The 24127-nt window shown below is 48.1% G+C and carries 24 protein-coding genes; 2 read left to right on the plus strand and 22 right to left on the minus strand.

What is annotated here, in order from left to right; all coding sequences use genetic code 11:
* Positions 1-420: 420 nt before the first annotated feature.
* The 6 genes from J7E78_RS05815 to J7E78_RS05840 all read right to left on the minus strand — a co-directional run bounded on the left by J7E78_RS05815 (position 421) and on the right by J7E78_RS05840 (position 5530).
* Entirely contained in the window at positions 421-1518 is a 1098-nt protein-coding gene (locus J7E78_RS05815) for a Gfo/Idh/MocA family protein (RefSeq protein WP_215075356.1), read from the minus strand.
* Between the two features lie 63 nt (positions 1519-1581).
* Positions 1582-2754: a Gfo/Idh/MocA family protein gene (locus J7E78_RS05820; RefSeq protein ID WP_215075357.1), complete on the minus strand. Its 1173-nt coding sequence runs from the start codon at positions 2752-2754 to the stop codon at positions 1582-1584.
* Positions 2751-3665 (minus strand): sugar phosphate isomerase/epimerase family protein, encoded by a 915-nt coding sequence (locus tag J7E78_RS05825; protein ID WP_215075557.1) that lies wholly within the window; start codon positions 3663-3665, stop codon positions 2751-2753. Before J7E78_RS05825 ends, J7E78_RS05820 begins: the two co-directional genes overlap by 4 nt.
* Positions 3666-3920: 255 nt before the next feature.
* Positions 3921-4421: a metallophosphoesterase family protein gene (locus J7E78_RS05830; RefSeq protein ID WP_215075358.1), complete on the minus strand. Its 501-nt coding sequence runs from the start codon at positions 4419-4421 to the stop codon at positions 3921-3923.
* Positions 4422-4675: 254 nt separating this feature from the next.
* Complete coding sequence (locus J7E78_RS05835; RefSeq protein WP_215075359.1) at positions 4676-5110, minus strand: Rrf2 family transcriptional regulator; 435 nt, start codon at positions 5108-5110, stop codon at positions 4676-4678.
* Positions 5111-5152: 42 nt separating this feature from the next.
* On the minus strand, positions 5153-5530 hold the full coding sequence (locus tag J7E78_RS05840; RefSeq protein ID WP_215075360.1) for a DivIVA domain-containing protein: 378 nt from the start codon (positions 5528-5530) through the stop codon (positions 5153-5155).
* Between the two features lie 199 nt (positions 5531-5729).
* On the opposite strand from J7E78_RS05840, the gene J7E78_RS05845 reads away from it, so the two are divergent.
* Positions 5730-6296, plus strand: coding sequence for a TraR/DksA C4-type zinc finger protein (locus J7E78_RS05845; protein ID WP_215075361.1), 567 nt, complete (start codon positions 5730-5732; stop codon positions 6294-6296).
* 189 nt (positions 6297-6485) lie between these two features.
* Here the strand turns inward: J7E78_RS05845 and J7E78_RS05850 are convergent, their stop codons facing one another.
* The 7 genes from J7E78_RS05850 to J7E78_RS05880 form a co-directional block, all read right to left on the minus strand.
* A complete protein-coding gene (locus J7E78_RS05850) occupies positions 6486-7178 on the minus strand; it encodes an ArsR/SmtB family transcription factor (RefSeq protein WP_215075362.1) in 693 nt (230 codons plus the stop codon).
* Positions 7179-7312: 134 nt separating this feature from the next.
* Positions 7313-8602, minus strand: coding sequence for an MFS transporter (locus J7E78_RS05855; protein ID WP_215075363.1), 1290 nt, complete (start codon positions 8600-8602; stop codon positions 7313-7315).
* 245 nt (positions 8603-8847) lie between these two features.
* Positions 8848-9123, minus strand: coding sequence for a barstar family protein (locus tag J7E78_RS05860; protein WP_215075364.1), 276 nt, complete (start codon positions 9121-9123; stop codon positions 8848-8850).
* Positions 9124-9137: 14 nt separating this feature from the next.
* Entirely contained in the window at positions 9138-9578 is a 441-nt protein-coding gene (locus J7E78_RS05865; protein ID WP_215075365.1) for a ribonuclease, read from the minus strand.
* Between the two features lie 271 nt (positions 9579-9849).
* Positions 9850-10857 (minus strand): Gfo/Idh/MocA family protein, encoded by a 1008-nt coding sequence (locus J7E78_RS05870; RefSeq protein ID WP_215075366.1) that lies wholly within the window; start codon positions 10855-10857, stop codon positions 9850-9852.
* A gap of 2 nt (positions 10858-10859) precedes the next feature.
* Entirely contained in the window at positions 10860-11234 is a 375-nt protein-coding gene (locus tag J7E78_RS05875; RefSeq protein ID WP_215075367.1) for a helix-turn-helix transcriptional regulator, read from the minus strand.
* Positions 11235-11640: 406 nt separating this feature from the next.
* Positions 11641-12789, minus strand: coding sequence for an acyltransferase (locus J7E78_RS05880; RefSeq protein WP_215075368.1), 1149 nt, complete (start codon positions 12787-12789; stop codon positions 11641-11643).
* 72 nt (positions 12790-12861) lie between these two features.
* Here J7E78_RS05880 and J7E78_RS05885 point away from each other — a divergent pair, with 72 nt between their 5' ends.
* The gene (locus J7E78_RS05885) at positions 12862-13254 is read left to right on the plus strand and encodes a YidH family protein (RefSeq protein WP_251034839.1); all 393 of its coding nucleotides are present in this window, start codon (positions 12862-12864) and stop codon (positions 13252-13254) included.
* A gap of 173 nt (positions 13255-13427) precedes the next feature.
* On the opposite strand, the gene J7E78_RS05890 is transcribed toward J7E78_RS05885, so the two are convergent.
* From J7E78_RS05890 to J7E78_RS05930, 9 genes are all read right to left on the minus strand, one after another.
* Positions 13428-14033, minus strand: a complete 606-nt coding sequence (locus tag J7E78_RS05890) for a general stress protein (RefSeq protein WP_215075369.1) — start codon at positions 14031-14033, stop codon at positions 13428-13430.
* 522 nt (positions 14034-14555) lie between these two features.
* Positions 14556-17075 (minus strand): ATP-dependent helicase HrpB, encoded by a 2520-nt coding sequence (gene hrpB, locus J7E78_RS05895; protein WP_215075370.1) that lies wholly within the window; start codon positions 17073-17075, stop codon positions 14556-14558.
* A 153-nt stretch (positions 17076-17228) separates the two neighbouring features.
* Positions 17229-18035: an SDR family oxidoreductase gene (locus J7E78_RS05900; protein WP_017689067.1), complete on the minus strand. Its 807-nt coding sequence runs from the start codon at positions 18033-18035 to the stop codon at positions 17229-17231.
* A 183-nt stretch (positions 18036-18218) separates the two neighbouring features.
* Complete coding sequence (locus J7E78_RS05905) at positions 18219-19061, minus strand: hypothetical protein (RefSeq protein WP_215075371.1); 843 nt, start codon at positions 19059-19061, stop codon at positions 18219-18221.
* Positions 19062-19071: 10 nt separating this feature from the next.
* Positions 19072-19824, minus strand: coding sequence for a vWA domain-containing protein (locus J7E78_RS05910; RefSeq protein WP_017689069.1), 753 nt, complete (start codon positions 19822-19824; stop codon positions 19072-19074).
* A 217-nt stretch (positions 19825-20041) separates the two neighbouring features.
* A complete protein-coding gene (locus tag J7E78_RS05915) occupies positions 20042-22117 on the minus strand; it encodes a protein kinase family protein (RefSeq protein ID WP_215075372.1) in 2076 nt (691 codons plus the stop codon).
* A 156-nt stretch (positions 22118-22273) separates the two neighbouring features.
* Positions 22274-22549, minus strand: a complete 276-nt coding sequence (locus tag J7E78_RS05920) for a WXG100 family type VII secretion target (protein WP_215075373.1) — start codon at positions 22547-22549, stop codon at positions 22274-22276.
* Positions 22550-22735: 186 nt separating this feature from the next.
* On the minus strand, positions 22736-23284 hold the full coding sequence (locus J7E78_RS05925; protein ID WP_215075374.1) for a WXG100 family type VII secretion target: 549 nt from the start codon (positions 23282-23284) through the stop codon (positions 22736-22738).
* A gap of 6 nt (positions 23285-23290) precedes the next feature.
* Positions 23291-24121 carry a hypothetical protein gene (locus J7E78_RS05930; protein WP_215075375.1) on the minus strand — a complete coding sequence of 277 codons (831 nt, stop codon included), beginning with the start codon at positions 24119-24121 and terminating at the stop codon, positions 23291-23293.
* Positions 24122-24127: the final 6 nt, after the last annotated feature.

A 24127-nucleotide genomic window follows, 5' to 3' on the forward strand; every position in this document is an offset into this window, starting at 1 on the left:
ATGTGGAAATTTATTGTTATATGGTACACCTTCTAATATTCCGTTCATCCTGGTTTTCAACTGCTACGTTGTAAATGTATTCTTTCACTTATATTTATGATTTATTATTAATTGGTTGTATGGTTTAACATTTCTTAAGGGGTTGCGTATAACATCATATATACGAACTTCGTAAACACCTCTCTTTTCAAGCAATATCCGAACTACATATAATATAACCCAAATTAATCCATCTGCGAAGTCACGAACATACATAAAAAAGCAGCCCCAGTGCGAACTGCTCCATTTGTTAGAAAAGACTAACCTTTTGGATCCAGTTTAACATTTGGGCTGCTCTTTTCTTCACTCAACAAAAGAAGAATTGCCGATAACCTTCAGTGATCAAACGTTTCTCCCTTTGCGCTCCTTCACACAAAACATTTACTTCGCTCCACTACTCCACACCACGCGCTCGCTCATCGCTTTATGCTGTGCAATCAGACAGAGTTCTGCCGCTTTGAAGGCATGCTCCTGTGTCATGGCTGTCTCGGTGCGGTCCAGGCAATCGCGAATGAGTTGGCCGAAGAACGGGTAACCGACCTTGCCTTTTACATTGTAGCGGTACTCCCCTTCATGATTGACCAGATAGACCTGATCTCCTTCCGGTTCTCTCGCTACATCGATATACTTCCGCAGCTCGATATAACCGTCCGTTCCCAGAATAACTGTACGCCCATCGCCCCATGTGCCCAGGCCATCCGGTGTGAACCAGTCCACTCGGAAGTAACCGGAAGCTCCGTTATCACCAATCAGAGAAGCTTCGCCGAAGTCTTCCAGTTCCGGGAACTGTGGGTGATTGAAGTTATGCACACGACTGAACCCTACCTCAGCGTCCGTACATGAGGCAAACGTCAGAAATTGTTCGATCTGGTGACTCCCGATATCGCAGAGAATGCCGCCATACTGCTCATGTTTGAAGAACCAGTCGGGTCTTCCTCCAGCATTCAGGCGATGCGGGCCTGTACCCATAACTTGCACTACTTTGCCGATTGCCCCTTGTTCAATGAGCTGCCCTGCGTAGATCGCACTTTCTACATGCAGTCGCTCACTATAATACACCATGTACTTTTTGCCTGTTCGCTTCACTTCTTCTCGTGCAAGCTTTAATTGCTCCAGCGTGGTAAACGGGGCTTTGTCTGTAAAATAATCCTTGCCTGCGGCCAGCACTCTCATACCAAGCGGCGCACGATCTGAAGTGATCGCTGCACTTGCCACCAATAACACCTCATCATCTGCAAGCACCTCTGCTTCAGAGCCAGCGACTTGAGCCTGTGGGAACTGCTTCCGAAATGCCTCTACCTTCGCCGGGTCCGGATCATACACCCACTTGAGAGTAGCTCCAGCCTCCAACAATGCCCCAACCATGCCGTAGATGTGTCCATGGTCCAGCGCAACAGCAGCAATGGTGAACTCACCCGGACCACATACGACCTCTTTTGTAACACTTTTTGGTGCATAGAACATCCCGTCTTTAGCCATGTTATCCCATCCTTATTATAAAATGTTGATTACTATGAACTCGTCTTATATAACAAATCGTCTTCATTTAAACGTTTGACTCAAATCAGCAGGTTGACTGCCGCTTATTGCTTTGTCTTTCTTAGTCGTTGATCCAGCAATGCGTTCCTGCAGATGCTCATAGAACAGATCCTCATCGATCGGCAGATTCACCCAGTTATCCGTCCAGGTAGACAGCAACATCGCATTCGACAATGTTAATCCGTGTATACCATCTTCACCGGGAGCAATGAGGGGTGCGCCTGTACGAATCGCATCAACCCAGTTACGAATCAGACCCGGGTGACCCGTTTCCACACCTGTAATCGGAACCTCACACTTCCAGCATTCTGGCTGTCCAAAACCTCCGGTAAACCGCTGATTGAATTCAGGCTCAGATTCCCGAAGTCGCCAGAACGTAAGTTTTCCATCTTCGATCACGATTTTACCCCGGTCTCCGTTGACCTCGAATCGATTGGTACCCGGTGCTTCGCCAGTAGTCGTTACGAAGACACCTGTTGCTCCATTTTCATACTCCACATAAGCTGTTACATCATCTTCCACTTCAATGTTCCGATACTTGCCAAACGAACAGAAAGCACGCATTCGCACCGGCATCATGCCGATGGTCCACTGCCACAGATCCAGTTGGTGCGGGTCTTGGTTAATCAGCACACCGCCGCCTTCACCTGCCCAGGTTGCCCGCCAGCCGCCGGAATCATAGTAACTCTGGGACCGATACCAGTTCGTAATAATCCAGTTGGTGCGCCGTACCTCTCCTAGTTCTCCCGAAGCGATTAAGTCTCTCAGCTTAATGTAGAGTGGGTTGGTCCGCTGGTTGTACATCATGGAAAAGACTTTACCGCTGGCTGCGGCCGCTTCATTCATCTTGCGTACCTGTTTCGTATACACACCGGCCGGCTTCTCGATCATGACATGCAAGCCATGCTGGAAAGCCTGAATGGCCTGTTCCGGATGATCATAATGCGGCGTTGCAATAATGACTGCATCAATCGTACCCGAAGCCATCATCTGCTCTGCATCCTGCCAATAGGTGACCGTTGCCGGAAGGTGACTGGATACCCAGCTCTCCATCTCTCTTCTAACATCACATACGGCGACCAGCTCTGCACCGGGTACTTCTCCAGCCACCAACGTTCTGGCATGTGCTGCTCCCATGTTGCCTATACCAATAACCGCTACGCGTACAATACTCATGACTGCTCCTCCTCGTCCACACGACGCTCAATTTCGGCGAATACGTCTGCAAAATGCTGTAACATTGCCTTGGATTCCAAGGCACCACTAAAGTCTTCTATTCCGTAATATCCGTCATACCCGACGGCACGAAGATCCCGCACCATCTGTACCCAATCGACCATGCCTTCAGTCAGCGGCGTCCAGTGACATTTCCAGGCTGTATTCAGAGCCACTCCGCTGCTCTTCTCAGTCACATTAGCCTTTTGCGAATCTTTCCCTTCTGGTTCAAACCACCCGGCATTTTTTACATGTACATGAGCCAGGTAAGGCCCCAGCAACTCAAGTCCCATCCGATGATTCTCATATCCTTCATGTACCATATTGCCTGGATCGTACAACACACCCACATGCTGCGGGTCGAGCGATTGCACAAGCCGATAGGCCAGCGATGCCGTAGGTGCTATCGTCTGATGATGCGTCTCTACAATCGCCTTGATGTTGTACTGTTTGGCCAGATCTTGTACTTCACTCAGGTAATCAACGGCTTTACGATACAACTCAGGATAACGGGTCTTGCGATCATATCCAGGGACACCCACACGCATCATAGATGCTCCTAAACCAGCCGCAGCCTGAAACGCCTGTTCGGTGGCAGAAAGATCTCCACAGTTCAGATATGGTACAAGTGCAATGGATTTCCTGCCTTGCCCTACCGCCGCTTCACGAAAAACAGGAACCTGTTCCTGCCAGCGGCTCGGATCTACAGAGCATCGATTATTTCTCCAGTAAGAGGGCTCTTCGGACATTGCCTCTTCAGGAATTCCACGGAATCTCCACTCAATTCCATCAATCCCCGCTGCAGCCGCAGCCGATGCCAATTCTTCTGCATTCAGATCAGGGGTAGCCACCGTGAATACAGACAGTTTCATCATGCTCCATCTCCTTATGTAAACGTATTCATTATATGTCGTAAAGGCATTGTATCACTCCACTGAACGTCACCATAGGGGAAAACGCCAACAGATGAATGACAGATAACGAACAGAGCACATTCCCCATTCAGAGATAACTTCCCAAGAGAATCATGTGATCGCATATCAAAAAGACATCCCTGGAACAGATTTGAATTCTGCTCAAAGATGCCTTGTACAATAATTTTATATATAGGATGAAATCATATCTCTCTATTCCCGATCAAAAAACACGTGTTCAGCCTGTATTTTCCCCTGATCTATTGTCATGATGCCAAATGAGTATTGCTTCTGAAAACGCCGATCCGTAGGCGACCCCGGATTAAATACCAGTGTGTTATCGACGGTATGCATCACCGGGATGTGTGAGTGTCCGTAGATCACAGCATCCACATGCTGGCCTGCAAAGGTATGAATTGCATTCTGCTCCGTACCCTTTGATCCCAGATGCCCGTGCACAAGACCCAGACGAAGTCCTTCCACTTCAACAATACGGGAATATCCCAGTTTTTCAGCAATTTCGGACGGGTCCGTATTACCAGCTACACCTTCAACTGGTGCATACTCGCTAAGCATTGGGTATACACTCCAATCCGACCAGTCACCAGCATGAAGAATCAGATCGGCACTCGCAAGTACATCAACGAGCCTGGCAGGTAACTTCTGTGATTTACGTGAACAATGCGTATCGGAAATGACTATAATTTTTTTCATATCACAACCCACCTTTCCTCAAGAGGTTGTTCAAAAAGTCCGCTTTTGATTACGAATGATGCCTAATGGCATCGTAGCATCGAATATGGAATTCAGCCGAAATAAGCATATGCTTACGAAGGTTGTTTCCTTAGGAAACATTGTAGTTGCTCACGTAGTTTCCTACGCTCCGCTACTCCATTTCTAGCTTCATCCCATCTTCTCGGTACTGAAAACCGCCCTTTTTGAACTTGTACTTAAGTCCTTATTGCAATCTACTCTGTCTGTGATGGAACAGCTTGCATCTGAGTACAGGATCGTTCCATATCTTCGAGTGTAATGGATGCAAAGAACTGCTCCACCTTCGCCTCGGCAACCTGATACAGATTGGTCAGCAAGCTGTCTATATGCAAGCCCACTTCACAATCCGGGTTACAATTGCCGTGAATCGGGAACAATGGACCTTCATTCTTGGCAGCCTGATAGATCATGGCTAATGTGATTTCACTTGATGGCTTCGCTAAGTAGAAGCCTCTTGTTCCAGGAGAGGAGTTCACCAATCCTGCCTTTTTCAGCCCGCCCAGAATACGTCTGACGACGACAGGGTTGGTATTCACGCTACCTGCAATATGTGCAGACGTGATTCGTTCAGGCGCGCTGAGTGACAATAACAACAAACAATGCACACTGACCGAAAAATGAGTACTCATGATTAACCACCTTTATTTAATATAATCCAGAACATGCTGACCTTATTCAGAGAACAGATCCTTTTCGGGACGTGCTCTGATCTTGAGCTGCCGCACACTGTACTCCAGTTGTTTCACAATATCATCCAGCTGTTTGCGATCAATCTTGGTCGGATCTTCCACCGGTTTCGCGGACGCCTTGAGATCGCGGATCGTTAACTGCTGTTCTTGCCATTTGTCCATCAGATCTGCAATATTGGCATAGAAACGTTCGTAATCTTTGATGACCAGGTCAAGATAAGCATCTACCTCATCCGGATCATAACCACGAAGTTTATAATTAAATTGTTTTTCATGAATCGATAACGCATCTAGCTGCACTCCCAATTGTTTGAACAATTGTCTCTGTTTATCCAATCTTCGTTTCATATGTTCATCCATATTGACAACCTCCATTATAGGCCAAGCCGTGGTTCCATTTCCTGTGAAGAACATACGGCATTTTCTCTCTCTATTTTTTATAACACATAATCCGTCAGATATAAAACGATACAGCCCTATTCCTCACGAAAATGATTGCTTTTCATCCAATTCGGGTAAAGACACACTACACCCCACAACGGGAAAGGAGCATGTCCTTATGAGTACATTAACTAAAAATCAACATCAAATACTGAAAAACGCCCTTTTGGAGCAACGTGAAAACTTGCAGCGTCATTTTGAATCCAGCATGGAAGACGGTGCTCCGGCCCAGTCGCTGAAAGATTCAACCGGTGAGCTGTCCTCCTATGATAATCATCCGGCAGATGCCGATACGGAAACATTTGAACGCAGCCGTGATCTGGCGATCGACGATACATTAACAGACGAATTCAACCAAGTGAACGACGCATTGGAACGTATGGAGCAAGGTACATATGGAACCTGTGTAAGGTGCGGAGAAGATATTCCCTTCGAACGACTTGAGACTATCCCTTATACCGCTTACTGTATTGACGACACGCCTAATCGGGAGATCAGCAACGATCGGCCCGTTGAAGAAGAAGTAATGACTATGCCTCCGAGTGGTGCTGGAGAAGGAAGACAGCAGCGGGCCGGCAAGTTCGACAACGCAGATGCCTGGGAAGCGGTCGAAGAATATGGCACATCTAATTCCCCCGCAACCGCAGCCAAACGTGATGTGAAGGGCTATGATGAGAACATGTAACTTCGTTATGAACTGAAACGGTAGGCATCAAAATTGATTGATTCCATAGGCTGCTCCACCATTAGCCTTCCTTATCACGCATTAAAAAGCCGCCATTAGGCGGCTTTTTCTAGTTTTCTCCTAAGCAGTCTCTCACGTTTGCCGTTACTTGCTTCCAGCGATAATGCTGAACCCATGGATTCCATCCGTTTATTCTTTCGATTCACTACCAGATGATGCAGATTCCTGCCGCTTCGACACAGATCGAGACGTTTTCGGAGTTGATTTGCCCTTATCTGACGTAGCTTTCTTTTTCTCTTTTGCATTAGTCTTAGAAGCAGGTATTTTTACTAAAGGTTTGGAGAGGGCAGAGAATAACTGAAAGACCTCATGTTCCCCTTGTTTATCCTCTTTCGTTGTATAGGGTTCGCAGAGTTTAATGATGTTTTTATACAACTGCTCTACTTCCTCACGGGTTGCATACAGCGTGATGTCCGAGAGAAACATCCGATCTTCATTTTCCGCCTGATGCATGAATCGCTGACGACTTTGTTCGAACATCTCATTTAATAATTTGAGCGTCTCGGACCGAAACACCTGTTTCAATGGAGAGTTTTCCTTGTCTTCATCTTCGTGACGGAGATGGATTTCTCCGGTAAATGGTTCGTAGTATTTTGCGATAATGCCATTAATCTCACGCGTGGAAACGATCGTCAGCAGACCAATTTTCTCCAGCTTTTTTACATGATAGTGAACTTTGGCTGGCACCTCACCCATCTGGTCGGCGATCTCTTTGACCGTGGATGGTCTGCCCTGCTTTTTAAACATATTTATAATCTGTATCCGATACGGATCGGAGTAGATTTTAATTTCTTCAATTGTTGAAAGAACCTTGTGCTGCATTCCTGTATCCTCATTTCCGGGGTACCTTGTTGTCCATCGATGTCTCTATTATACCGCTGCGTCAGGACTTCGGTCAAAAAGAGCCGGAAATAACTTAATACAGAAAATTGGCTAATGATTACTTCTGAATATCTTCACAGAGCACTTCGAAAACTTTTGCTAAATAACAGCATACCTGCTGACATGGCAAGCATAATACCAAAAACGATAAACAGAACAGGCATGGTCAGCCAATCTGCCAGTGCTCCCGAAGCCAGGCTCCCAAGGGGTGCAACACTCAAGACAAGCATAGTCTGAAGGGCATACACTCTGCCCAGCATCTCCGCAGGGGTAACTTCCATAAGATAGGTGGCCAGCGGTGTTGTAGCCAGCGGAATTCCCATACCCATCAGTAGACAAAAGGTCGCTGCAACCGGCAGTTGGAAGGAAGTCATGTAAGCGGGTAATGCCGTCATCGCATAACTGAGACCCAACATGACAATACCGCTGATGACCAGCACACTTTTACGATAATGTGCTCCCCTTTGCGTCAACCACACACCACTGAGCAACATGCCTCCTACCATCAGCCCACTGAGCAGACTTAATCCCCAAGCGCCAGCATGCAGCGTTTCGATCACATAGGGTGTACGAAGAACATTAAACGGCATCAGGCAGAAATTAACGAAGGCAAACAGGATCGAGACAATTAACAATAAGGCATGTTTACGGAGAAAATGAAAAGCTTCCGCCATTTCGGAGAATATACTACTTTTTTCGGATGAGTGTGAATTCATTTCAGTTGATGTTTTATATTCATTGTTATCAGATGTTAAGGTTTCAGGATAGCCCACTCGGCTCATCATTAAAGCACTTAGCGCAAACAACCCCGCATCAATCAGGATCGTCCAGGCAATGCCTACTGTAGCAATAAGGGCACCCGCCACTGCAAGTCCTGCGAGTTCGGCCACTCTGGTTGCGGAAGAGGACATGGCATTACCCGAAAGCAGCATCGATGGGGGAAGCAATCGGGGGACACTGGACACTTCGGCAGGAACAGTGAAGCATTCCAGCAAAGAATTCAGAATTGTGATGACAAACAGATGCCAGACTTCAAGTTGGCCCAATCCAAACAGCAGAGCTGTAATACCCACAAACAACCCGCGACCGGTATTCGTAATCACAATCACTTTTTTGGGAGACATGCGATCAACCAAAGCCCCGGCGAACAGACCCAGAAGGATATTGGGCAAAAAATTCACCGCCAGCAACGTACCCATCAGCACTTTCGAACCGGTTAGAATGTACACCATCCAACTGTACGCAATCGAATCAATCGAATCACCAAATCTCGATACAACTTTACTAAGCATAAATTGCATGTACGGTCTGATTCGTATTAACTCACCCATACCTTGCTTGCCAACTGCTGTGTTATCGTTCATGACTTTCCACTCCCTGACGTTAAAATATTTTTCATGTTAATTTTATTTTAACGTAAGTTTTGCAGAAATCAATAGCTTCGTGAAAATAATTTTAACGACAAGTAAGCAAAGTAAAATCTCGCTCTGCTTTCAGACTCGTAATCAACAGCGGAATTTTGAACACACCCCTATAACACACAAAAAAACAGACCACATGTGGTCTGTTGAGTTGGACTAATTATATTTAAACTGCCTTTATTTGCTGCCTACTTCTCAACACGCAATAGAAATCCAGACTGTTCAGCCTGTACCTCCAACATCAAATCGCGTACCCGGCCTGCTTCATTCCCCAGTCGTTCTTCGCTGATCCGGTAGTTGGTCCATCTTAGCTCTAGTGGAAGTTCAATCGTACCCGTCAAGCAATCCCACAGAGCGTCGAGATTACCGCCATAAAAAGCCGGCAGCTTCAGCTTATCCTTTAATTGCTGATGAAGTTCAGCGCTACTATCAAAGTCTTCTCCATCCAGAATCACGGTGTTCATGGCTGCTCCTTCCTCTATTTCAAACGTGTAAATGATGCATAGTGATCTGTCGTTTTGTAGATGAGTCCATCATTGGAGTACACAATCCGATCCGAATTACGGAAGCCGGATGTATAGTTAATATCTGCTTCGCGCCATGTACGTCCACTCGCTGAAGGCAGAAGCCCCTCCCGATTGCCAAATACGTCTCCACCGATGCTTTTCCCAGGAGCCACTACAGCCAAGTTTCCTTTTGACGCTACCCAGCCGAGTCCTGTTGCCTGTGATTTGGTAATAAAGTTACATGGCAACGTTCCGTTTGCACTTAAATAGTTAGCTACACCCGTAAACGTATTGATGATGGTACATGTTGCAGCAGATGCCTTCTGCTGTCCGACTGGAGTGAACTGTGAACCTGTGAGGAAAACAAACGTTAACAATAATGCCAGTAATGCGGTGGATATCAACTTTTTCATCAATTCGGCCTCCCGATCCTTCAAAGTAGATGAACGTTGTCACGATATGCATCTTGCAAGCTGTAACTTTCTAGTTGTGCGTTCTGCTAGATTATAGTAAACAAGTCATCTCATGACTATTTATATCACATCATTTTGGTAGAAATATCAAATTCAGACGTTTAAATTGTAAAATATTATAATTGTAACATTTTAAGACAGAAAAAAAAGACTCTCATCCCTGAAGATGGAGTCTGCATTTACTAGTATGTGTAAACTGACTTGACTTAATCTAATCAATCAGTTGCACACGTTGACGCGTTCGAGCCGATTCGAGGCACGCATCAATCACGCGCATGTTTTGGATGGTATTTTCCGGACTGAAAGGCAGGGCTGCTCCATCAAGCACAGCCGTTGCAAATGTCTCCACCTGAAGCACATATGAATTCGATACCGATACACGCTCCTCACGGCTGACCGAATCGGTGTGCACAATAATCTGAGGTGGAATATCACTGTTCTCCCAGCCAAACACTTTTGGCAGTTCAATCCGCCCTTCCGTCCCGAGAATCTCCATCTCCGCTCGCCCTGAAGCCCACATGCCACAGTCAAACGTTAAAGCTACCGAATTCGGAAATTCTACCAGTCCCGATGCCATCATATCGACGCCATCATGCTCGTCGGAGAATAGAGCGTGTACTGTCACCGCTTCGGGTTCCTGTCCCAGATACATCCGGGCAGCCGAGATCGGATACACGCCAAGATCGAATAATGATCCGCCGCCCATCTCTCTTTTGAACCTTACATTTTCCTTGTCATCAGCGGTATTACAGGTAAAGTTACCATGGATGGCTCTGACAATGCCAATCTCTCCACTAGCTATAATCTCTTGCACACGTCTGTGCTTGGGATGATATCGATACATAATCGCTTCTGCAAAAAGAACACCATGTTGATGACATACCCCGATCATTTCTGCCGTTTCATCTGCATTCAGGGCAGCCGGTTTCTCACACAACACGTGTTTGCCAGCCTGGGCAGCTTTGATGGTCCATTCTTTGTGCATATGGTTAGGCAAAGGAATATAGACGGCTTCAATGTCCGGATCAGCGATGAGCTCTTCATAACTGCCATACGATCTGGCAATGCCGAGTTCTTCAGCAAGGGTTTCGGCCTTTTCTTTGCTGCGGCTGGCTATCGCCAGCACCTCACCACGTTCGGACTGCTGGATCGCCGGAATGACTGCATTTTTGGCAATGGTTGACGTACCGAGTACACCCCACTGTAACTGTCTGTTCATGCTCATCTTCCTTTCGTACCGTAATTGTCCTCTTCTGCCTTGTGTAACATGCCGAGACAACGATCCAGATCCGTTTTGACCTGTTTCTTGTATAACTCAGCTTTTTCCGCACCATCATCCGCGAAATGATATAAAACGATTTCCTGAAAATCGACCTTTGGATCGTTACCCTTCAGCTTCTTCGTGCGATAAAATACACCCTGCTGTACCAATTCATGTAATGCCCGATATACCTCGCTCTGAGGTGGTACATAACCGTAGTCTTTGAATTCCTGCTTCATCGCCTCCAGCATCTCGTAACCGTACCCCCTGTGCTGTTCAACCATCGTAATCAGATAGAGCTTGATAAATGCCCGCTGTGCAATCATAAAAGCCACGTTCATTCCCCTCCTGTCAGAACCTATATATCTAGTATTATAAAACTTATGTTCGTGTTCTGCCATCTTTCTCCGCTTTGCCTCCCTTTTATCTATCTTATAAGAGGGCGAGCAAGAAATCGTATGAATATGGGTTAGCCTAAGGAAGCACGGAAAACGGTTTTCTGTTGTGAATTTTTCATGTAATGAAATTTTAATGTTTTTTTTTAAAAAGTTTGCTTATTTCAGGGCTCAGTGATTCGTACAATCAAATTTTATTAATACGGCTGTGCAAAAGTTGTTACATCTTTACTCCTGAATCCTGTGTAGCCTGTATTACTGAATCCTGAATTCCTATACCGACATTGACCCTGTACAATCCTGTACAGTTGTGATTCTGTTCTGAATTTTTCATATATTGATGGATTCATTTGGTATGGACAGATTTTGGCACGGCTCCTACAATCCATTTCCCCCAGCTTACGCGAGAGATGAGCCAAGTCAGCACACAGGATAATGTAAGAGCGAGCAACCAGGTGATGATCATTCGGACGACAGGGTTCCAGCCCATAGCAACGTAAAACAACTCATCCGGAATGTAGCTATACCGCAGCATCAACATATGCATCAGATAACCGCCATACGATACACCACCAATCCATCCCAGCAATCGTGTAACCCTGAGGTTATGGAGTTTGCCAACCAGCTGGTACATGACCATGATCGAAGCAATCAGAAAGAGTGCCATATCAGGGCGGATCAGGCTGACCGTGTAGAATGTAATTTGGATTCCCTCCGGCTTCTGAAACTCCAGCATTAATAAATATGTAAACCGAAGACCCAGAACAATAAACACCGTCCAGTATACCCAGCGTAACCGGTGAATCCATTCGTTCCAATGCTGGACGGATAACCCCGCGGCTGCACCTAGCACAAAATAAATAAAAAAATAGAGGAAATTGCGGTCCGCATACGTTGTAAAAGCATCTGTCAGAACCGGGATATTCAGCCATTCCATGAATTTGGAGATGTTTCCTAATTGATCTGCAAGCACCAGATACACCACGCCAGAAATCAATAATGCGATCATACGCCCCTTGGCCTCATATCGGTTATATACATAACGAATGGCACGCAAGAAGAGCGGAAATAACAGATAAAACTGGATCAACATAATGATGTACCAAAAGTGTGAAGTCGTTTTGCCAGTAATCAACTTCAGGCCTAGATCAGGGATGTCATTCCATCCGAATCCGGTCCAGCCCCGCGGTGCAAGGGTAAAATAAATGAGTGACCAGATCAGATAAGGCACGATGACGTCGGTTACTCTTTTTCTCATAAACTTGCCGTAATGCAGCTTGTCTCCCGTGTTATAAAACAGCACCATACCTGTTATGAATATGAATAAAGGAACGGCAAATTTGGAGAGCATCAGCAGTATGGCCAGCAACACGCCATCCTCCAGTCTCGTTTCCGGGACAAGAGAGTAATGTGCGATGGAATGCTGGAGAACCACCGCTCCAAAGGCAATTCCCCTTAAGCTCTCTATTTCTGTAATTCGTTCTTTGCGAGGCATACATTCAGCCGTCCTTTCTTGGTTTTACGATAAAAACAAAGTACAATGAAGCCGTATATTTAATGAACGGGGTTGATTCACATTTCTAGAACAGACAAAGACGTAACCACAACCGATTCCAAATATGTCCAACAACATCTGGCTAACGAGCGAACTTTTCTGGCCTGGGTACGCACCGGTATTGCCATGGCGGGCATCGGCTTTCTTGCTGCCGGATTTGGTTTCAATTCGTCGGCGTATGATCGGCTTGCACATATTGCGGCGATTATTACCGGTATCACATCTCTGATTGGCGGCATATCCATCATTGTGTATTCGGCAGCAGCCTATCATCGGAAGCGTACACAAATCAATGAGCAAACATTTCAGGCATCGACCGGATTAATCCGGTTTCTTACCATGATGCTACTGGTGATTGGACTCGCTTTGGCTATACTGTTATATGTATTGTTATTCCCTGCCTGACTGGGTAAAAACACCATTCGCCATTATTGATGCAGACATGTAACACAGGGACAAAAGCCGGCTTCCCTTAAGGAAACCGGCTAATGACCATCTGGTGGATCATATATGTCATTCCATTTTGCATATAATAAGTCATTGGGTTTTATTTGATATCGATTAAATTCGCGGCAAGATTACAGGAATGTATTGTTACCGAATCGCGCTGCCTTGTTTTGAGCTTCCAATCTGCGTTCTTCCATATCCAGATCCGGACGTTCGGCAGGCACATCTCCGCGATGAGCTGCTTCGGCTCTGTCTCGGTTAAGCTGGCTGTTGCCACTGAACACATCATACACATCGGAGTCCCGATCCGTAGAATCTACGAGCAGCAGGATTTTACCATTCTGTACATACTCCTCATACTGTTTAGCTTCCTCTTCCGGAATACCAAGACCCACAAGTCCACCCACCAATCCGCCAGCTCCTGCACCCACGGCTGCACCGGTAAATGCTGCTGCAATAGGGCCTGCGGCCAGAATCGGTCCTATGCCGGGTATGGCTAGTGCACCGATACCTGCGAGCAGACCGGCTACGCCACCAAGGACACCACCTGTTGCTGCACCCGCAGCCACGCCTTCAGGGGCTTTGGTACCTGTCTCTTCCCGAATTGCCTTCAGTTCATCCCGATCCTGTGTAACAACGGAGATTTCGTCTGAAGTGAATCCTTGTGCTTTCAGACCCTCGATAGCCTGCGATGCTTCACGTTCTGTATTAAACACACCTACGATTTTCTTCTGCATAGTGAATCCCTCCTCATATTATTGAGTGGTTCGCTATGTTATTACCCGCCTAAGTTTCTTTTAAACGTTTGCAAGTCAATATACTATATGTTGATAGTAAAAAATTGCTGAGGTTCATTCCTTTACATGCCTCATTAGGGTGTGTGTTCAAACTTAGGCACGTCATACGTTGTCAGGCATGCTCTACGTTGAAGGACGTGGGCGTCCAAAACATCTTGAAGTTTAGGCTGGCTGATCCTGGTGGATTGTCCCAGACGATTTTCTAAGGAACCGAGGACGTCTTATTTAGCCTTCAGGCCCTCTTTATATTTTGTAAGGAACATGAGACACGTTATTTACCAAAATCACCTGACAAACCCCTTGTAAATGGCTGGTTATTCAAATATAGCGTGTTTCAGATTCCCTAGATTACTGTGGGCGCTTCAAATCGCTGAATAAGACGTCACAAGTTCGTTAGCGCTCCCGCTTCACGTTCTGCTCCAGACATGTGTCATTGATTTCTGAAAAAACGAAATAATTCATCTATTTCCCCCGTGGTTTGGCCCGATGGGTGGCGACCGCTTCAAGTGGATTATCCGGCCAGTAGTGCTTCGGATAACGACCTTTCAGATCTTTTTTGACGTCAAAGTACGTCTCTCTCCAGAAATTCGCCAAGTCTCGTGTGACCTGTACAGGTCGCTGAGCCGGCGATAACAAGTGGATGGTCAACGGAACTCGCCCACCCGCTATACGCGGTGTCTCCTGTTGTCCAAACATCTCCTGTAATCTTACCGCCAGCGCCGGGTCCTCCGGACGACTGTAGTCCACGGGAATACGCGAGCCACTGGGCACCTGTATATGCGTCGGCGCTTCATCGTCCAGTTGTTGTCGTTGCGTCCAGCTTAATCCACCCAGTAATACATCCTGCATCGACAATCTCTTGAGGTCGGCTGCCGATCGCATGCCTGTCAGATAAGGGGTAAGATGTTCTGCCAACTCTTCGGTCAGATCATCTTCGATCAGGTCAGGCCACTCAGGCAGATGGAGATGCAGGAATCGCAGCCTGTCCGCAAGTTGTTTGGACGTTTTTGTCCAAGGCAGACAATCCAGCCCTTCCATTCGTATTCCGGTTAACAGTGCTTCCAGCACCTGATCTTCAGGTGGCTGTGCAATACTGCTCTCTTTAATCACAAGGGCTCCGATCCGAAGTCTCTTATGTGCCCGCACGCTGCGGGTATTGGAATCCCAGGCGACTTGCACTTCATTGTGCAGCAAGTGCTGACCTGCCTGCAACAATGTCTGCTCCTGCAACGGCGCAGCCAGCAGGATGCGAGCATCTGCGCCCTGGTCGTCTGCCTCGGCTGCGACCAGATATGCTGAACGGCTCAGCGATTCTGTCGCTGCGAGCCGTACGCCGCGGCCGCTGCTCAGCAGGTAGCGGCCGTCCTCCCGGCGCTGCCCGATCCGGTCCGGATAGGCGAAGGACAGCAGCAATCCGCAGCTGTCCTCATCCGGCCTTACCGGATCGGCCGCCGGGCCGAGCGCCGAGCGCAGCTGGCGGCTCTCCTGGAGCATGCGCCGCACGGCCGCGCCGTCTGCGACAGCCGCTGCCGCTTGCGGCATGCCGCTGCTGTCCGCGGTCAGCAGCGCCTCTACGCGCGGGCGGAGGTCCGTGCCCGCGCCTGCACTGCCACTGCTGCGGAGGCCGGCAGGCTCCTGCAGCAGTGCCGCCAGCATGCTGGCGTAGCTGGCCAGCCCAAGCTCCGCCGCGCGGAGCAACATGCTGGCCAGTCGCGGATGAACACCAAGCGTGTTCATCCGCCGCCCGAAGGGCGTGATGCGGCCTGCGTCGTCCAGGCCGCCCAGCTGGCGCAGCAGCGCCTGTGCCTGGCCGTAGGCGGCGTCAGGCGGGGTGTCCAGCCATTGCAGCTCTGCTGGGGACTGGACACCCCAGACGGCAAGCTCCAGCGCCAGCGGCGCAAGATCCGCGGATGTGATCTCCGGGCGAGCTGCCTCAGGCAGTCCCCCGTGAACCTCTTCGCTCCATAGCCGGTAACACACCCCCGGGGCAATTCGCCCTGCACGACCCCGCCGTTGATCGGCTGACGCCTTGGACACCGGCAGGGTGACAAGCCGACTCATGCCCGTACGTGGCGAGAATGCCGATGCACGACTCAGCCCTGCGTCTACCACAATCTTAACTCCAGCTAGTGTGAGGCTGGATTCCGCAATGGAGGTTGAGAGCACCACCTTGCGCGTGCCCTCGGCCGCCGGGCGTATGGCCTCATCCTGTTGTTCCACCGGCATACTGCCATACAGGGAATGAACTTTCACATGTGCAGGAAGAGAACCATTCGATAACTCCCGCTCTGTACGGTGTATCTCTCTTGCACCAGGAAGAAAAACAAGCACGTCCCCCTCCTGTTCGGCTAATGCCTTGGTCACCGTCTGAGCCGTGAATTGTTCCAACTGCATAGCTGCCGGTCTTGGCACATATCGTGTTTCCACCGGAAAAGTGCGTCCCGGACAATGAATTGATTTTGTACCTTCACCAAGCAATGCACAGACGGAAACAGGATCAAGGGTCGCCGACATGACCAACAGTTTCAGATCTGGACGTAACATCGCTCGGGATTCCAATGCAAGAGCCAAGCCCAAGTCCCCATGTAGGTGACGCTCATGGAATTCATCGAATATAATCATCGCCGTGTCTTCAAGACCCTGGTCCTGCTGCAACATCCGGGTCAATACGCCTTCCGTCACAACTTCAATGCGTGTCCCCTGACTCACCCGGGTATCCATGCGTACACGATATCCTACGGTCTGACCCGCTTTTTCCCCTAGCGTAGCCGCCAGTCTCGATGCAGCCGAACGCGCAGCCAGCCTTCGGGGTTCCAGCATTATGATTTTCCGTCCCGCAACCCACGGCTCCTCCAACAAAGCCAGAGGTACAACAGTTGTTTTACCCGCCCCTGGCTCTGCAATTAACACACCTGTATCTCGATCCCGAAATAACTGCCTTAACTCAGGAATAATCTCTTGTATCGGTAACTCTATATGCATATGATCGCTCCTAATGAATGTACCCTACTGCTCTTCAGTATCTCTATTCGAATGTTAGCATTATAACAAAAAAAGCCGTTCCAGAGGAACGACTATCGCAGACACACCCTAAGACACGCCTTAGTAAAAATGAAATTTATCCAGAATGCTCACTTAGCTGAGCAATGATTCGGCTCCATCAATGACGATCTCTGCTCCAGTAATATGTCTGGATTCGGACGATGCGAGGAAGCTCACCAGATCCGCAACATGTTCCGGCTGACCCGGCCCGTCCGCAAGCGGCTGCTGTCCTTCCGGGAACTCCATCGGAATAATGATCTGTTGCAGATCATCCGTTTTGACCGTACTTTGATCGATATTTGTCGCAATCGCTCCTGGGCAGATCACGTTCACACGTATCTTGAACTTCGCCAGCTCAAGTGCAGCCATCTTGGCAAAAGCAACCTGTCCTGCCTTGGACGTGCTGTACGCCGACATGCCAAAGCTTGAGAAGCGTTGATTGCCATTGATTGAACTCGTGATGATGATACTGCCGCCACCCCGTTTTTTCACGTGAGGCAATGCATATTTAATCGTGAAAAATGTACCATTCAGGTTGGTTGTAATAATCTGCTGCCAATCTTCAACCTGAATTTCCTCAATGGGTGCCGATACACCGTTAATGCCCGCATTGGCAAAAACAATATCCAAACCGCCGAATAACTCAACGGTTTCCAGTACAGCCTTTTCCACACGTGCCGGGTCGGAAATGTCTACATCAAATGCTCTTGCCGCACCGGGGTGCAGCGCATTAATCTCTGCTTCCGTTTCCGAGATCCGATCATTGACCAGATCAAACAACGCAACATGTGCACCCTCTTTAGCCAGCTTGACCGCAGTGGCCTTCCCAATTCCGGAGCCTGCTCCGGTAATAATCGCAACCTTACCTTGGAACCGTGACTTGCCGTTATGTTGTGTCATTATCCATTCCACTCCTTCATTTTAGCAATTATGTAAGAATGTACGTTCAAGCTCAAAGTCAATTCTTCACAAGATTACCCAAAAAGAGTGTCTTTTAAATCAACACCAACAAGTTTTTTCACCGTTGATCTACAGCAATGTCACAGCAACATCAGGATCGGTCCACAACTTTATAACTGGCACTCACCATTCCAGCTCAATGAAAGCGGCATCATCTTCAAGACCTCCGGTATGTGTAGCATCCAGCAGTACCTGAATGTGTTCATCCGGGACATAGGCTTGAATGGCATCCAGGTCGTTCAGTCCATCCGTATATAACTGGAGCCGCAGCGAATCACCTGCTGAACCTTTTGTCTCATAGATGTGCGGTTTACCACCAACAGGTCCTTCAAGTGTAGACCAACGCTCATTTGTCTTGCAGTGAGTCTGAAATAATTCAGACTGTTCCTGGCCATTACGCCACAGGCGAATACGGGAATCTCCTTGCCATGCAAGCCACACCCGACTTTTGCGGCCACCTCCCGTGAGCTCGATCCGCCCACAGACATACATGGCCTGACTGCCCCGACTTCGCTTTTCCATCAACACTTCACGCAGCAACAGAGGAGAACTTTCCAGTGGCTGTAATTTCTCCAGTTGCCTAGATGCAGGAAGGGTCAGATCATGAAGAAGACGCTCAACACCATCTTCTGTCGGGTATTGCGCCGTTTCCAGCCAATCCAGCAAAGCATTCCCCAGAAAACGTGCTGCAAAATCGCCCAGGTAACTCATGCCTACCCCATCACACAAAACAAAATTGCAGATATTCCCTTTCATACGTACCGCAGCAAAGTCCTGTCCGGTATCTCCCTGATGTACCGTCTCAGCCGCTCTACCATAGCCATATCTGCACTTGAATGTGCCCTGATAGCGAGTTAGCGGCTGTTCCCCGGTCTGTACACTCACATAGCGAAAGTTGCCATGCCGCTGCTCGGCATGGCCCCCCTTATCTCCAGCAGACACTGTTGCCAAACGCATCGCTCTCATGATTCCCCTCCTATCTCACAGGTGTAGCAGCGGACATCTGGAACCCGATTGATACCAATTCTGCACATGTACCTGGCAGCATCATGAGTGCTCCGGGTGCAAGCAAATAATCAGCTTCAACAAGCATTTCCCGATAACTTTCGGGCAGAACGGATGACATATTCCGCAGCTTCTCTCCATGCTCATCCTGTAGATTTGTTTCCGAAGAGATGCCCTTCCATCTTCTAGGTTCAGCAATTGGCCCTTCCAGCAGATGATCCGATATAAAAATATTCTCCACCAGTACATTGCCGTCAGGTACACTCATACCCATGATTCTCTTGGCAATAGGCTCGGGATCTTCACCTGTGGCTACCCCATCGGTCATATGGCATACAAGTGGCGCAGGACAGTCCTGCATATTCGGAATTTCCGCCTGTAGAATCTTTTCCGCCTGCAGGAAAGCCTTCGCAGAATCTGAAAACCGTCTCGGAGTCAGGTCAGGCAACGAACCAACTGCAGCGATCTCGTCAATCCCTTTGATTCCGTTCAACAAGTCATATACATCATCGCTGTATGCCAATATGGCTATGCGATAACGGGGTGTCAGACGATTACCCTTTGTAGACCGAAATACCATTTGGCGGATCGCGAGAGATAAGGCATCATAAACGACGTCAATCCGTCGACGATTTTCCAGAACCATGTTCATGGAGGCGCTAATATCAATTAAATATATAATAAGTGCAGGTGTACGCTGTGATGCTTGAATCGTGTAGTTCATCTAGGGTGAGTCACCTCCATCATTCACATTAATTTATAAGAAGTTGTTCAAAAAGTCCGCTTTTGATTACGATGGATGCCTGTAGGCATCATCAGCATCGAATATGAAATTCAGCCGAAATGTCCGTTGCTCACGTAGTTCTCCCTACGCTCCGCTACTCCATTTCTAGCTTCATCCCATCTTCTCGGTACTGAAAACCGTCCTTTTTGAACATGTACTATAAGTTAGGCAACGTGTAGCTATTATTGCTCAGGAATTTGTTAATGGCACTCATTCGAGCGGCCACTTTGCCGACCCCTTTGAAATAAGCAGCATCGGTATTGTATAGATTTTTGAAATCACGGGCATACGATTCCGCATTTTCAATTTTTCTGCCTTTTTGTGCGTTATACGTTTTATTGTAATGAGCAATCAGCGTGACCACATTCTGGGCACGTTTTTTCTTCAGAGCGGCTTTCTGAGCAATCTCCTGTTGACGTTTAACCTCAGCTGCCGCTTTACGCTCCGCTTCCTGTCTTGCAAGCTTGGCATCATTCTCTTTTTTCCAGACCAGATAAGCTTCATATTTTGCCTGTTTATCGTATTTCTCCTGCTGCGCTCTCTTGGCAGCTTCTTTTTTCTGCTGTTCCTGCTTCACCAGATAGGCCTCATATTTCGCCTGTTTGTCGTACTTGGCCTGTAATGCCTTACGTTCTTCTTCTTTTTTCTTCGCTTCCGCTTCCTTCTGCTTGGCTTCAGCGAGCTTTTTCTTGTCCTCTGCATCCAGTTTTGCAGCCTCTGCGGCCTTTTGCTTCTCTTGTTCTTCCTGCTTTTTGAGCGCAGCTGCCTTTGCTGCTTCAGCCTCTTCCGCAGCTTTGATACCTGCCAGTCGTGTGGCTTCCTGCTGTTCTTTCTGCTTCACCTCTGCCTGATCGGCGAGTATCTTGACCGTTGGCACACCACCTGCCAGCAATACAATAAGCACAGCGGAGGAAATCATGAACTTTTTGGATCTGTAGAATGGCACAGGTACAGGCTTGTCTGTGTCTTCTTTTGGATTAAGCTTTGCATCCAGTTCCTTTATTGCAGCCTCCACTTCCATCTGCATCGCGCTGTTATGAGGAATGAAATGATAAAGCGAACGGTACACTTCCAGTGCTGCAGCCGGTTTATCTTCATCCTCCAGGGCTCTTGCTTGCAGGAACAGACGGTTCACAACCGCTTCCTGATCGGGAGAGTGCGGCGTTTGGGGACGGTTCCCGTCTTGCGTATTCACCGGTTCACTTACTCGTTCTGAACTCTTTTTCAGATTCACATCAGCTTCGGACGGATTGGCAGCTTCTTCTTCCGATGTCGCAACAGCCGCCGCATTGGCCTGATCCACGTCTACCGCAGCCAATGCAACATACCACTCACCAAACGTCGGACAACTGCTCAGATCGTGACTTTCCCAAGCTCGAATGAACAGATCGGACAGTTTGGAACCCCAACGCTTCTCAAGGGACTCCCGCATCGCATAATAACGTTCACTCACCGTTTGCATTTCATGCTGGTCAAAATAACTTTCGCCCCACGCCTTCTCTACAATCACAGGGTCCGACCAGCTTAACATTTCAGCAATGATAACAGCTCCGGCAAATCGGTCAGCATATGAACTCCACAAACCGCTGTGCACTGTTCGATGGGCTGCATAACCGGGTGACCCGGCAAGCAGGGCATCCGGACGATCCATCTTGGAACCGTACATCTGCTCGACATCCACAAGTTCTACCGCAGACGTCTTCCCCAGGTTCTCCACTTCGGAAAAAAACGGAATCATTACATTGGGAGCGGACATATCGCAATGAGCCAGTCCACGTTGTTCCATAGCCGAACCCGTTCCTGCAAGCGCTCTGGCCAGCTTCAGGCTCTCCTCAGCCGTCAACTGTCTCTGATCACTGATCACATCGAACCAGGTCTGACCTTGCACCCATGGCATCAACACCGCATATAACAGATCGGGATGTTTTCCAATGAGCGCTCCGTTTCTTTCCGGAGTGAGCACATCACGCTTGCATACCTGCAAACCTGGCAGTTCACTATAAGACTCCATATGCTCAGACTGATATACCATAGCCGGAATACGGAATTTAGGAAAAAATACTTTTAGTGCTTTGGCCCCATGAATGGAACCATTGCGGGGTATCAACTGATAAACAATCCCCTGCCTTCCGGCTTGGGCATAAGCCAGACCCGGCGCAGCCGGATGTTGCCCAATCGTATAGGCAATGTCGTTAATCACCACTTCATCCCCGGGATTTGGTTGAAAAGACATGCTTATCCCTCTCTCTGTCCTAGTGTCATAGTTGCAGCAAAAACCGGGTGTTGTGACAACGCCCGGTTTTTGCTGTAGTTGTACATCTTCAGCTTGCTATCCACCTGATTCAGGACGAATTCAGACTTCACATCCGCCTGATTTATGTAAAGCAGATTAACGAGCTTGGTCAGCTGTACGGAATTTGTTAGCAATAGCTGTAAGTTCAGTGCTGATGCTGTTCAGCGTTTGAACGAATGATTGCATTTGTTTGCTAGCTTCTTGGAACTCCTGGAAGAAGCGTTGTTTTGTCATACCTTCCCATTGTCCTTCCATGCTTGTGATGGATTGAGTCAATGTAGATACGATTTGCTGACTTTGCTCACCGCTTTGTTTGAATTGGTTAGAAACCTGATCAAGCTGCTCCGGGGTAACTAAAATACGTCCTGCCATTTGTAAATTCCTCCTTGGTTTGTGCAATTAAATTTTGACTTGTTCAAATTGTACTATACCAGGTTCGATCGGACAAAAGCCGAAGGACCTAATCCTATTTACCCCATTTTCAGCACTTGAAACTTCTCCTAACAGCCTATTTACAAAAAAATATTCACTTTCTGCTGTTACTTTTATTCACCCTGTTCAGGAAACCACAGGCTCGGTCCCTCTTCTTCCCCGAAAGGAAGGATCTGTGAATCTCCATGCTACAGGCTCAGGCTGCATGGCCTGCACCAGTGTAGCCGGCGAGCCATCAGGCGGAGCGGCATCCTTTACACGATATACGGCCGCCATTGCGGAAAGGGGATCGGATACTACAGCTACAGTTGCAGAATGTGCAGGCATGATTTCTCCTGTACGATTATTCTGAAGAACATTCAGCATATTGACCGCATTACCATAGGCTGTGTTCACATGACTCAGCACGGAACGATACTCCATGTCTGCCTGCTGGAATAACAACGCTTTGCGTCCCAACTGTACGCTTAAGTCCATTAATCGACGAAGCGCATCCTCGCCCAGTCGTTTACTGTGATTCCATTCATTCATCACCGCTGCGCGGGATTCAACCTCCCACTCCAGCGAATGAATCGCCTGATCCAACACTGTCATCTTTTGCTGTATTTGCTCCGCTGCATACTGAATCTGCTTGCTCAGTGCCCGAAGCACATCCGGTTCCACACGAATGCGCATTTACCATCACCTTTCCTCTTCCCCTGCAGGCTGTTTAAGCCAGTCCAGCAGCATCTCGTGAAACTGTTCTCTAGTCGTTAGTGCTGCAACAAGCCAATCATCTGAAGCCGCAGTGCTCATCCGGAACAACCAGTTGGATACCGCACTTGCAGCAAATGCTGCCGACTGCGACTTCCACCCGTCTTCATTCCATACAAGCAACCTAAGCTCCCCGTCTGACTCCTTACCCACCAGACAGCGCGCCAGTGCAAGTGAGCCCTCAGGATCACTTGTCTCCTGTTCAAGTTCCTCTGCTACGGTCTGTACCCCGCTGTTTTCGAGCTCATTCATGACATCATAAAATTTTTTCTTGGAGCACATTAAGGCCGGTTTCTCCACAGGAGAATGGCCGCTCCATTTCATCCGCTCTATCAGAACATCAATGGCTTCACGAACACTTCCCAGATCGCTGAGCCGGAACGAGTCCGGTACGTCGTCAACACGGGAAACTTCAACGACCCGCTCATCCGTGCAATGGATATAACTCTCATACGACTTGCCGTTGATCGTGTAGCGAATCCAACAAGCTCTGTCGGACAATCCGGCAATGGCTACCCTGGAGAAAACGGTCGGTGTCATGATCAGCTCATCGGTATCTTGATCCTGAATCAGATATCCTTTGTCAAGCAGGGAGGTTTTGACACGCTCCCACTCCATCGCGATATCCTCCGCCATATAGCCGCGAAACGGATCTTCCACACCAAGCAGTCGGTCTGAACCGAGAATGCCGGCCAGGAAAAAAAGTTCCTTTGTTTGCAACGTGACTACCTTTTGCTTAGAATCATGAACCGTCAACATTATGAG

The sequence above is a fragment of the Paenibacillus polymyxa genome (assembly GCF_018614975.1).
Classification (GTDB): domain Bacteria; phylum Bacillota; class Bacilli; order Paenibacillales; family Paenibacillaceae; genus Paenibacillus; species Paenibacillus polymyxa_E.